At 63.2% G+C, this 11959-nt stretch carries 11 protein-coding genes; 9 read left to right on the plus strand and 2 right to left on the minus strand.

Features of this window, described 5'->3' with window-relative positions:
* The first annotated feature begins 29 nt into the window (after positions 1-29).
* The 6 genes from IFT75_RS16330 (at position 30) to IFT75_RS16355 (ending at position 6808) form a co-directional block, all read left to right on the plus strand.
* Positions 30-869 carry an urease accessory protein UreD gene (locus IFT75_RS16330; protein ID WP_192055724.1) on the plus strand — a complete coding sequence of 280 codons (840 nt, stop codon included), beginning with the start codon at positions 30-32 and terminating at the stop codon, positions 867-869.
* A 304-nt stretch (positions 870-1173) separates the two neighbouring features.
* The gene (locus IFT75_RS16335) at positions 1174-1476 is read left to right on the plus strand and encodes an urease subunit gamma (RefSeq protein ID WP_049861996.1); all 303 of its coding nucleotides are present in this window, start codon (positions 1174-1176) and stop codon (positions 1474-1476) included.
* 8 nt (positions 1477-1484) lie between these two features.
* Positions 1485-2003: a GNAT family N-acetyltransferase gene (locus IFT75_RS16340; RefSeq protein ID WP_192055726.1), complete on the plus strand. Its 519-nt coding sequence runs from the start codon at positions 1485-1487 to the stop codon at positions 2001-2003.
* A 34-nt stretch (positions 2004-2037) separates the two neighbouring features.
* Positions 2038-2343 (plus strand): urease subunit beta, encoded by a 306-nt coding sequence (locus tag IFT75_RS16345; RefSeq protein WP_185795290.1) that lies wholly within the window; start codon positions 2038-2040, stop codon positions 2341-2343.
* Between the two features lie 41 nt (positions 2344-2384).
* Positions 2385-4085 carry an urease subunit alpha gene (gene ureC, locus IFT75_RS16350; RefSeq protein ID WP_185795291.1) on the plus strand — a complete coding sequence of 567 codons (1701 nt, stop codon included), beginning with the start codon at positions 2385-2387 and terminating at the stop codon, positions 4083-4085.
* Between the two features lie 152 nt (positions 4086-4237).
* A complete protein-coding gene (locus tag IFT75_RS16355; RefSeq protein WP_192055728.1) occupies positions 4238-6808 on the plus strand; it encodes a membrane-targeted effector domain-containing toxin in 2571 nt (856 codons plus the stop codon).
* Positions 6809-6813: 5 nt separating this feature from the next.
* Here the strand turns inward: IFT75_RS16355 and IFT75_RS16360 are convergent, their stop codons facing one another.
* Positions 6814-7785, minus strand: coding sequence for a DnaJ C-terminal domain-containing protein (locus tag IFT75_RS16360; RefSeq protein ID WP_122480334.1), 972 nt, complete (start codon positions 7783-7785; stop codon positions 6814-6816).
* Positions 7786-8020: 235 nt separating this feature from the next.
* Between IFT75_RS16360 and IFT75_RS16365 the strand changes: the two genes are divergently transcribed.
* The gene (locus tag IFT75_RS16365) at positions 8021-9292 is read left to right on the plus strand and encodes an Hsp70 family protein (protein ID WP_192055729.1); all 1272 of its coding nucleotides are present in this window, start codon (positions 8021-8023) and stop codon (positions 9290-9292) included.
* Positions 9293-9420: 128 nt separating this feature from the next.
* On the opposite strand, the gene IFT75_RS16370 is transcribed toward IFT75_RS16365, so the two are convergent.
* Positions 9421-10431, minus strand: coding sequence for an AI-2E family transporter (locus IFT75_RS16370; RefSeq protein ID WP_122480336.1), 1011 nt, complete (start codon positions 10429-10431; stop codon positions 9421-9423).
* A gap of 238 nt (positions 10432-10669) precedes the next feature.
* Here IFT75_RS16370 and osmE point away from each other — a divergent pair, with 238 nt between their 5' ends.
* Positions 10670-11017, plus strand: coding sequence for an osmotically-inducible lipoprotein OsmE (osmE, locus tag IFT75_RS16375; RefSeq protein ID WP_122480337.1), 348 nt, complete (start codon positions 10670-10672; stop codon positions 11015-11017).
* A 169-nt stretch (positions 11018-11186) separates the two neighbouring features.
* Positions 11187-11726: a ferritin-like domain-containing protein gene (locus IFT75_RS16380; RefSeq protein ID WP_192055731.1), complete on the plus strand. Its 540-nt coding sequence runs from the start codon at positions 11187-11189 to the stop codon at positions 11724-11726.
* Positions 11727-11959 lie beyond the last annotated feature (233 nt).

Here is an 11959-nt window from a genome sequence, read left to right on the forward strand (position 1 = left end):
CTGCCGCGACCCGAACAAGAATGAAGGCCATGAATCTACCCGTCACTTCCCTGCCCTACACGCCCAGCTGGCACGCCCGGCTGGAGCTGGGGTACGCGCGGTTCGGCGACAGTACGCGACCGATCCTGCGCCGCCATTTCGGCCCGTTGCGGGTGCAGAAGCACCTTTATGCCGAAGGGCCAGAGGTGTGCCAGCACATCATCGTGCATCCGCCTGGCGGTATCGCCGGGGGCGATCGGCTGGACATCAGCGCCCAGGTGCAGGCCAACGCCTGGGCGCAATTGACCACACCGGGCGCGGCCAAGTGGTACCGCGCCAACAGCCCTGCCTGTCAAAACACCGAACTGCATGTGGCCGCGGGCGCCACGCTGGAATGGCTGCCCCAGGAGACCATCGTCTACAGTGCCGCCCAGGCCGAACTGGATACCCGTATTCACCTGCAGGGCGATGCCCGGTTGTTCTATTGGGACATCGTCGCCGTAGGGCGACCGGCGGCAGCCGAGCGTTTCGACCAGGGGCATTTTCAGTCGCGGCTGGAAATTCGCCGAGACGGCGAACTGCTGTGGCATGAACGCCAGCGCATCATCGGCAACGATGGCTTGCTCGACTCGGCCGTGGGCCTGGGAGGCAAGCCGGTGTTCGCCACTTTGCTGGTGACCGGCGAGATCGACCCGGCCCTGCTTGAACGCTGCCGGACACTGCCGACGCGCGTACGCGGCGACCTCAGCCAGTTGCCGGGGCTGCTGGTGGCACGCTGCCTGGCCGACGAGGCACTGCATGCGCGCGACTGGCTGATAGAACTGTGGAAGATGCTGCGCCCGGCCGTGCTCGGCCGCGAAGCGCTGGCCCCGCGGATCTGGAGCACCTGATTGAATCTGCCAGCCCTTTCGCGGCCGCTGACCGCTCCTACAGGCGATCTGCCGGGTACCTGCCTGCGGCAGCCGGCCGCGCCCACAGGCGATCTGCCGGGTACCTGCTTGCGGCAGCCGGCCACGCCCACAGGCGATCTGCCGGGTACCTGCTTGCGGCAGCCGGCCACGCCCACAGGCGATCTGCCGGATACCTGCCTGCGGCAGCCGGCCACGCCCACAGGCGATCTGCCGGGTAGCCGTAGGAGCGGCCAGTGGCCGCGAAGAGGCCCTCACTGCCAACCAAAGTTCTGAAGGAACACCCATGGACCTGACACCCCGCGAAAAAGACAAGATGCTCATCTTCACCGCCGGCCTGGTAGCCGAGCGCCGTCTGGCCCGTGGCCTCAAGCTGAACTACCCGGAAGCCATGGCGCTGATCTCCGCGGCGCTGCTCGAAGGCGCCCGCGATGGCCAGACGGTGGCGCAATTGATGCACTACGGCACCACCCTGCTCAGCCGCGAACAGGTCATGGAAGGTATTCCGGAAATGATCCCGGAGATCCAGGTGGAAGCCACCTTTCCCGACGGCACCAAACTGGTCACCGTCCATCAACCCATCGCCTGAGGCACGCCATGATTCGTGATGCAACCGAGCGCGACCTGCCTGGGATCTGCGCGATCTACAACGATGCAGTGCTCAACACCACGGCGATCTGGAACGAGAAGCCGGTCGACCTGGCCAACCGTCAGGCCTGGTTCGAGGCGCGCCAGGCGCAGGGTTATCCGATCCTGGTGGCAGAGCAACAAGGCGAGGTCACTGGCTACGCCTCCTTCGGCGACTGGCGACCTTTCGAAGGCTTTCGCTACAGCGTCGAGCACTCGGTGTACGTGCGCAACGACCAGCGCGGCAAAGGTCTCGGCGCGCGGCTGATGCAGGCGCTCATCGAGCGTGCTCGCGAGGGCGGCAAATACGTCATGGTGGCCGCCATCGAAAGCGGCAACCAGGCATCGATCCATTTGCACGAGCGCCTGGGTTTCGTCACCACCGGGCAGATGCCCCAGGTAGGCATCAAGTTCGGCCGCTGGCTGGACCTGACCTTCATGCAACTGGCGCTGCAGCCAGGCGCCGAGCCGCCCCGGGCCTCGGCTTGAACCACCGTCTTTCTTCGCTTCGAGGAGCTATTTCATGATTCCTGGCCAATACCGGATCCAGCCTGGCGACATCGAGCTCAACATCGGCCGGCGCACCCTCAGCCTGACCGTGGCCAACAGCGGCGATCGGCCCATTCAGGTGGGGTCGCACTATCACTTCTTCGAAACCAACGACGCCCTGCATTTCGACCGCCCGGCTGCTCGCGGGATGCGCCTGAACATTCCCGCCGGAACCGCCGTGCGTTTCGAACCGGGCCAGAGCCGCGAAGTGGAACTGGTGGACCTGGCCGGCTTGCGCCGGGTATATGGCTTCGCCGGGCGCATCATGGGTGACCTCTGATCCCACAGGGTCCATACACAACTGAATTCCAGGGCATACCGATGAAGATTTCCAGACAAGCCTATGCCGACATGTTCGGCCCGACCGTCGGTGACAAGGTCCGCCTGGCCGATACCGACCTGTGGATCGAAGTGGAAAAAGACTTCACCACCTACGGCGAAGAAGTGAAGTTCGGCGGTGGCAAGGTCATTCGCGATGGCATGGGCCAGGGCCAGCTGCTGGCCGCCGAAGTGGTCGACACGCTGATCACCAATGCCCTGATCATCGATCACTGGGGTATCGTCAAGGCCGACGTCGGCCTCAAGGACGGGCGCATCGCCGCGATCGGCAAAGCCGGCAACCCCGACATCCAGCCGGACGTGACCATCGCCATCGGCGCCAGCACCGAGGTCATCGCCGGCGAAGGCATGATCCTCACCGCTGGCGGCATCGACACCCACATCCACTTCATCTGCCCGCAGCAGATCGAAGAAGCGCTGATGAGCGGCGTCACCACCATGATCGGCGGCGGCACCGGGCCTGCCACCGGCACCAATGCGACCACCTGCACCTCGGGGCCGTGGCACATGGCGCGCATGCTCCAGGCCGCCGATGCCTTCGCCATGAACATCGGTTTCACCGGCAAGGGCAACGCCAGCCTGCCCGAGCCGCTGATAGAACAGGTCAAGGCCGGGGCCATCGGGCTCAAGCTGCACGAAGACTGGGGCACCACGCCGGCCGCCATCGATAATTGCCTGAACGTGGCCGATCAATACGACGTGCAGGTTGCGATTCATACCGACACCCTCAACGAGTCGGGCTTCGTCGAGACTACCCTGGCTGCCTTCAAGGGCCGCACCATCCATACCTACCACACCGAAGGGGCCGGCGGCGGCCACGCCCCGGACATCATCAAGGCCTGCGGCTTCGCCAACGTGTTGCCCAGCTCGACCAACCCGACCCGCCCGTTCACCCGCAACACCATCGACGAGCACCTCGACATGCTCATGGTCTGCCATCACCTGGACCCCAGCATCGCCGAGGACGTGGCCTTCGCCGAAAGCCGCATTCGACGCGAGACCATTGCCGCCGAAGACATCCTGCACGACCTCGGTGCGTTCTCCATGATCAGCTCCGACAGCCAGGCCATGGGTCGGGTCGGCGAGGTGATCACGCGCACCTGGCAGACCGCCGACAAGATGAAGAAACAACGCGGCCCGCTGCCCGAAGACGCCGAGGGCAACGACAACTTCCGCGCCAAACGCTACATCGCCAAGTACACCATCAACCCGGCCATCACCCATGGCATCAGCCACGAAGTGGGCTCGGTCGAAATCGGCAAATGGGCTGACCTGGTGCTCTGGCGTCCGGCCTTCTTCGGCGTCAAACCAACCTTGATCCTCAAGGGAGGTGCCATCGCCGCCAGCCTCATGGGCGACGCCAACGCCTCTATTCCCACGCCGCAGCCGGTGCACTACCGCCCCATGTTCGCCAGCTTCGACGGCTCGCGCCACGCCACCAGCCTGACCTTCATCAGCCAGGCCGCGCTGGACGCAGGCGTGCCCGAGCAATTGGGCTTGAAGAAGCAGATCGCGGTGGTCAAGGGCTGTCGCTCGGTGCAAAAGACCGACCTGATCCACAACGGTTACCTGCCCGACATCGACGTCGACCCGCAGACCTACCAGGTCAAGGCCGATGGCGTGCTGCTGTGGTGCGAACCGGCGGATGTGCTGCCCATGGCGCAGCGCTACTTCCTGTTCTAAGAGGCCTGTTCTAAGAAGCCTGTTCTAAGAGGCCTGTTCTCAATGCGCCGTGCCGACAAGGCTGTCCCGGACAGGGCCAGCCTAACTATGTAGGCCGTAACCCCCCGGCGGATTTTCTATGGTGCAGCTCCATTCGATCCAGGAGCTCCACCATGACCGGCGCCACCCCGCTATCGGCCGAAAACGTCAGTGCCATTGCCGACCGCTACTACGCGAACTTCCCTGACCTGCGCGAGTGCGCGCGGGACTGGGGCATCAAGCTGCTCAAGTTCCATACCCACCTGGATCTGGATCCGGACACCGTCTACTGGCACGACTTCGACAACGCCCAGAATAACCCCCGCGCCTTTACCGGACAGCAGCACATGGGCAAGCCCAAGGAAACGCTGACCGTCACGGAGCTGGTCCTGCGCCGGTTCAAGACGTTCTATCAAGTAAACTTCGACCTGCTCGATCAGATGTCCGGGTTCTATACCGTCCAGCAGGCCGGGATCTACAACGAAACCAATCAGGTCCCCCTGGCGCCCTCGCAGATCATGAAAGCGTTCTGGGCCACGGATTTCTCCAGCCACTACAAGAAGCGCCTGGACGCCTTCCTGCGTGACTATGCCGATGACGGCCGCGTGCTGATCAAGATCCTGTTTTTCAGCTTCAGCTGGAATGCCTACAACAGCGGAGCGCTGAGCAATCGGGAGCTGAGACTGGTGTTCGACACCCTGGCCGGCCCCATCGCAGGACCGCCGACCCTGGAGGACCTGAAACGGCTGCACACGACTCGCACCCAGGCAACGGTCAAGAGCTTTACCCTGGGCGACCTGACCTCGTTCGACATACTGCGCATCACCACTGGCAAGGGCCCGCAGATCCTGTACATCCCTGCCGCCTGGTTCCGGGTCTTTCACAATGAACAGCAGATGTACGAGTGGGTGGCCGAAACGGCCGCCCACGAGCAAGGCCGAGAGCGCCTGATCGCTCACTTCGACACCCCCGGAGAGTCGATCCTGCCACCGCGGGGCCTGCTGCTGGCGACCCTGGAGCGCATCCGTACCACGCCATGGCAAGCCGGGCAGCGCCTGCTCAACGGCAACGCGACGACGATCGACAAGGACGTGTTCAGCCTGCTGTTCGATACCGTGGGCAAACGCCTCAAGCTCGATGCCAGGCAACTGTTGAACGGCAATCACGAACTGCGCAGGGAGCTGTTCCTCGTCGACCTGGAGGCATTCATGCGCATCGTCACGCCCATGGCACCGGCGGACCCGGCAGTGGCCCTGGTGGCCGTGGCGGCGGGTTCGATAGCCTTTGGTACGCACCTGGCGAACGCCGTGCACGGGACCGTACCCAAGGCCCGTCAAGCGGCCTTCAGGGCGGCGATCCTGGATGCACTGAACATCCTGCTGGATATGCCGCTGTTGCGCGGCGTGGGCGACGAAGCCATCGCCGAGCTGGGAAACTTCGAGGAGCTGGGCGCCGCGCTCGACCTGGACAGCACTGACCTGGCTCAGATCGACCGCGTGACTCCCGGTGGTTCGCCCCTGGACCTCATCGCCACGGATGAAGACCTGACCGGATTGCCGGAAGGCACCGGCATCTACCAGGGCGTGTTCACCAACCCCGATGGCCAGCACTACATTCGCCTGGAGGGCAAGATCTTTCAGGTCACCCACATCGACTCGCTGGAGCGCTGGGTGATCGTCGATCCGATCGCCCCCGAGCAGATCACCGGCAGCTACCCCGTGCAGAGAAGCTGGACCGGCCATTGGGAGCTGTTCACCATGACCGCCCCCGAGAACCTGGCGGCCAGCACCGAGGCGCTGGCCGCCTTCGACACTTCACCTGGCTTTCGTGACATCACCGCCATGCTGGTCAATCCCGGCGCACATCAGTTGATGACCGGGCCCATCGACAGCGTGCTGCGCACCGCCCGCTCACAGCTGATCGAGTTGCGCACGAACCTGGGCAAGGAAGCCGAAGCCTTCTTCCTGACCTCTACCCCACAGCACAGCCCACGCCTTCCGGCGGTGAGCACCACCATGACGCCCAAAGAGTTTTTCACTCAAGTGTATGCCAGCAATACCGGGGTGGTGGTCAACGAGGCCAGGAATGCCGTCGGCAGCTGCCAGCTGTTGATCAAATACATGTCCACGCTCAAGGCCCAGCAGGTCAAGACGCTGTACGTGCAAGGCCTGCTCAAGGACCTGCATCAGGACCTGCTCGACCGCTTTCACGCGACCGGGATATTGGGCCGCGATCTGGAGAAGAAGCTGCGTGACCTGCACAACCGTGGCACCACCCTGGACAGTGGTCGCTACACCCTGCGCCAGGTGCTGGTGGAAGCGCGGCGCCAAGGCATAAGCGTGAAAGCCCTGGACTGCGCTGCCAGCCTGTCCACCGACGGCCTGAGCAACCCGGCGCCACATCTGCAGCAACGCCTGCGGGTTTACTACGCGTACAAACGCATCGAAGCGCTGCAGAGCCTCAAGCCCGATGAAAAATGGCTGGCGCTGACCGACCAGACCGTGGCCAACCACTATAGCCGCACCCCAGGCCTGGCCAATCTGATCGGAACCCCAAGCCTGCGGGTCAAGCTGGTGGACGGCGATCAGCCATTGCGCTTCGGCCTCGATACCGGCGAAGTGCTGACCCCCGGGCTGATACCGATTCGCGGCGACATCAGCCTGAAAATGCCAGCGGCCGGCAAGGGGTCCGGCATCGAGGCGTAGCGGTATCAGCGTCCCCAGTTCTCGCGCGGGTCGAATTCGGCGTGCCTGGCCAGCTCGGCCCAGGCCGCGCGAGTGGATTCGTCGGCCTGCGTGGGCATCACCACTTTCAGCTGGGCGAACAGGTCGCCGCGGCCGCCAAGCTTGTTCTTCAGGCCCATGCCTTTGACACGCAGGCGCTGGCCGTTCTGGCTGTCCGGGCGAATCGTCAGGTTGATCCGCCCGGTCAGCGTAGGCACCGCGACCTTGGTGCCCAACGCCACTTCCCAAGGCGCCAGCGGTACCTGGATGACCAGGTCGGGAGCGTCCACCTCGAACAGAGGGTGGGCCGCCAGACGCAAGGTCAGGAACAGATCGCCGCTGGCACCGCCCGCAACGCCGGGCGCGCCCTGGCCCTTGAGGCGCATGCGCTCGCCGTCGGCAACGCCTGCGGGAATCTTCACGTTGAGGTTCTTGACCACATCGGTCAGGCGTTGGCCAGCGGCGCTGTACTGCGGCACCTTGAAGCTGATCTTCTTCGATTCCTCGGCCAGGGTTTCCTCGAGCGACACGGTCAGTTCCATTTCCACGTCCTGACCTTTGCGCGCTGCGCTGCGCTGTTGACCGCCACGGCCGAACGGATTGCCACCGGGATCACCACGACCACCGCCGTTACCGAAGATGGTGCTGAAGAAATCGGAGAAGTCGCCTGCGTTCTCTTCATGGAAACCACCGCCACCGCGACCCTGCCAACCGGGCGGGCCCTGGAACGGACGGCCATGCTGGCCATACTTGCGCAGCTCGTCGTATTCAGCGCGCTTGTCGGCATTGCTCAGCGCCTCATAGGCCTCACTGGCTTCCTTGAACTTGTCTTCGGCGTCCTTTTCCTTGCTGACGTCGGGGTGATATTTGCGCGCCAGCTTGCGGTAGGCGGTCTTGATCGCCTTTTCGTCCGCTGTCGGCTCGACGCCCAGAATCTTGTAATAGTCTTTGAAATCCATCTAAGCATCACCATCAATGAGCGAATGCGCGCCGCCCGCGCCTACTGGTCGGACTCGGCAACGCATGGGAAGTTTATCGGCTGCAGGCCACTGGATGTGAACAGTGGGTTGTACAGCGCGGTCGATGGCTAGAAGGTTGGGGCCGCCGGCGCGCTTTCAAGGCGGTCGCAGGCCTTGATTCTGTACGCAACTGGCATACACTGCGCGGCCGTTTTTTGAACAGACCTGCCTTGCCATGAAAAACGCATCCCCGGCCCGCGCCTGCGGCATCGACTTCGGTACTTCCAACTCCACTGTCGGCTGGCACCGCCCGGGCAGCGAGACGCTGATCGTCCTGGAAGACGGCAAGATCACCCTGCCCTCGGTGATCTTCTTCAACTTCGAAGAGCGGCGTCCAGTGTACGGGCGTCTGGCGCTGCACGAATACCTGGAAGGCTACGAAGGCCGCCTGATGCGATCGCTCAAGAGCCTGCTCGGTTCCAAGCTGATCAAGCACGACACCAGTGTGCTGGGCACGGCGATGCCGTTCAAGGACTTGCTGGGCCTGTTCATCGGCGAGCTCAAACAGCGCGCCGAAGCCAACGCCGGGCGTGAGTTCGACCAGGTCGTGCTGGGGCGACCGGTGCACTTCGTCGACGACGACGCGGCCGCCGACCAAGAAGCCGAAGACACCTTGGCCGAGGTGGCGAAAAAGATCGGCTTCAAGGACGTGTCCTTCCAGTTCGAGCCGATTGCAGCGGCGTTCGACTACGAGTCCACCATCGAGCGTGAGGAGCTGGTGCTGATCGTCGACATTGGCGGTGGTACCTCCGACTTTTCCCTGGTGCGCCTGGCACCCGAGCGACGTGCGCTGGACAACCGCGTGGACGACATCCTGGCGACCGGAGGCGTGCACATCGGCGGCACCGACTTCGACAAGCAGCTCAGCCTGCAGGGCGTCATGCCGCTGTTCGGCTATGGCAGCCGGATGAAGAGCGGCGCCTTCATGCCGACCAGCCACCACATGAACCTGGCGACCTGGCACACGATCAACTCGGTGTACCTGCAGAAGGCGCAACTGGCCCTGGCCAGCATGCGCTACGACATCCAGGACACGGACGGTATCGACCGCCTGTTCAAGCTGATCGAGCAGAAAGCCGGGCACTGGTTGGCGATGGAAGTCGAGGAAACCAAGATCCAGCTGACGCAAGCTGCCGGCCGTCACCTGCCACTGGACCGCATCGAGCCGGGGCTGAGCGTGGAGCTGAGCCGGGCCTTGTTCGAAGCCGCCATCGACGGCCTGCTCGAACGGGTGCGTGGCAGTGTGTCCGAGTTGCTGAACCGGGCAGGCGTGGGCGTTGAGCAGGTCGACACGGTGTTCTTTACCGGCGGCTCCAGCGGTATCCCGGCCCTGCGCCATGGCGTGGCGGCCATGCTGCCCAACGCGCGGCATGTGGAAGGCAATATCTTCGGCAGCATCGGCAGCGGCCTGGCCATCGAGGCCCGCAAGCGCTACGGCACCGAGTAAGGCAGGTCCGGCCTCTTCGCGGGCAGAGCCCGCTCCCACACTGCCCATTTCTACAATGCCCATTCCCACAATACCTGTGGGAGCGGGGCGGGCGGCGAGCCCTCTTCGCGGGCAGAGGCCAGTGAACCCTAGACCAACTGCGCCTGCCTCAACTCGCTTTTCAGATAGGCATAATAGATCGGCCCCGCCACCACCCCGGGCAGTCCGAACGCTGCCTCGAATATCAGCATGGCCAGCAGCAGTTCCCATGACTTGGCGCTGATCTGACCGCCCACGATCCGCGCGTTGAGGAAGTACTCGACCTTGTGGATCAATATCAGATAGCCCAGCGCCGCAACCGCCACCCAGATCGACAGCGACAGCCCGACAATGGTGATCAGCGTGTTCGAGATCAGGTTGCCGATCACCGGCAACAACCCGAGCAGGAAGGTCAGCACGATGAGGGTCTTGGTCAGCGGCAGCTTGATCCCGCACAGCGGCAACACCACGGCCAGGAAAATGGCGGTAAAGAAGGTGTTCAGCAGTGAAATCTTGATCTGCGCGAAAACGATGTTGCGAAAGGCTCGCACCAGCAGGGCCAGGCGGTCGAACAGCGCCGCGGCCAACGGCTTGCGGTTTTCGGGATCGGGGATCGCCTGCAGGGCGATGATGGCGCCCAGTACCATGCCGATCAGCAAGGTCACGAACATGTGCGCCGCATCCTTGCCCACCAGTTGCAGATCGCTCAGGTGCTTGCTCAGCCAGCCGCTGATAGCCACCCGAAACTCGGCGGCACTGGCCGGCAGGTAGGCGTCGATGAAAGGCGGCAACTGGCCGCGGGCTCGATCCACCACGCCCATGAACTTGTTCAGCGAAGCACCGGGGTTTTCTGCCTCGTGCAGGATGAAACTGATGACGCCGGCGAACAGCAACGCCAGGCTGCTGACCACCAAGGTGCCCAGCAACGCCACCGCCACCCACCGTGCACGCCGCCCGGCAATCAGTCGCTCCAGTTGCGGCGTGAGCATGTTGACCAGTTCGAATACCAGCAGGCCAGCCAGCAAGCTCGGCAGCAAGCGCATCGGCAAGACCAGCAGAAGGCCGCCGAACACCAGAATCCAGCTGGCGATCAGCACTTGACGCGAAGAAAACATGGGCATAAAGCCTCAGAAGCGAGCGATTCGAAAGGACAGGCAGTCTGCCAGCGTTGTGAGCGAAGGGCCAGTAGGCGGACGCATGCCGAGCCCCGGCTAAATTGCGTCATTTGTTTTCCGCCGCAGCCCGTTTTCAACGGCCCTGCAGACGCTTTGCTGCCTGAAAGATTTCAGAACTATCGCGCGGTCGATGCGCTCAAAGCATCACGGGGCCACTCACGGCCCATCGAAGGAGCGACTCCCCATGTACAAGCAATCCTTGGCAGCACTCTTTGCCGTAGCCGCGCTGGCTGGCTGTTCATCGAACACCACGGTGCAGAACCCGGTGGACTTCGTGACCTACCGTGACGCGCCACTGGTCAAGCAGGTCGAGAAAGGCATGACCATGCAACAGGTGCTGGCCATCGGCGGCACGCCTTCGACCGTCGTTGCCGGCACTGCCAACTCCATGTACGGCACCTGCAATAACTACATCCTGACCCGTGAAGGCCATCAGCAGCCTTACTACGTGAGTTTCGACAGCTCTGGCCACGTCGCCACCAAGGGCTTCATGACTTGCGAGCAACGCAAGCTCAACGAAACCGCACCGTAACCCTGCCCCAGGCGGCTGACGAAAGGCCCTCCCCGGGCCATTTGTAATAAAACTTTTCGTCGCCGCCACGACTCACATCTGTGTAGCAAGACTTCTGTACCGATCCCGCCGGGCCCCGAATTCGGGGCAACAGAGCGCGACGGCCAAAACCGTATAGCTGGAGACGAACATGATCGACCTAGAAACTTCCAAAATGACTCCCGTCGATGAACTGCGTGCCCGTGCGCGCCGAGGTGTCGAGAACGGTGCGGTCACCGAAGGCTACGATGCCAACCGCGAAGAGATCATCAAGCTGCTCAACAGCTCGCTGGCGACAGAGCTGGTATGCGTGCTGCGCTACAAGCGCCATTACTTCATGGCCAGTGGCTTGAAGGCCAGCGTCGCGGCCGACGAGTTCCTCGAGCACGCCGAACAGGAAGCCGAGCACGCCGACAAGCTGGCTGAACGTATCGTGCAGCTGGGCGGCGAGCCGGAGTTCAACCCGGACCTGCTGAGCAAGAATTCCCACGCCCAGTACGTGGCTGGCAACAGCCTGAAGGAAATGGTCTACGAAGACCTGGTGGCCGAGCGGATCGCCGTCGACAGCTACCGCGAAATCATCCAGTACATTGGCGACAAAGACCCTACCACTCGCCGTATCTTCGAAGACATCCTGGCTCAGGAAGAAGAACACGCCGATGACATGGCGGACATCTACGGCTCGCTGTAACAACCTGCCGCAAGTCCCAAGCCAGAACTCAGGTTCTGGCTTTTTTGTGCCTGACGGTCGCGTCAGCGGAGATGTGTTTCAACTGATACACCGCAGGGCCCGTTTCGCGGCCGATGACCGCTCCTACAGGAGTACCGCGCCTGCTTGTAGGAGCGGTCCGTGGCCGCGAAGGGCGCGCCTCAATTCACCTGATACACCGCGAGGCCCGTTTCGCGGCCGATGACCGCTCCTAC

Origin of the sequence: Pseudomonas sp. CFBP 8758 (assembly GCF_014841725.1) — a bacterium.
Taxonomy (GTDB): Bacteria; Pseudomonadota; Gammaproteobacteria; order Pseudomonadales; family Pseudomonadaceae; genus Aquipseudomonas; species Aquipseudomonas baltica.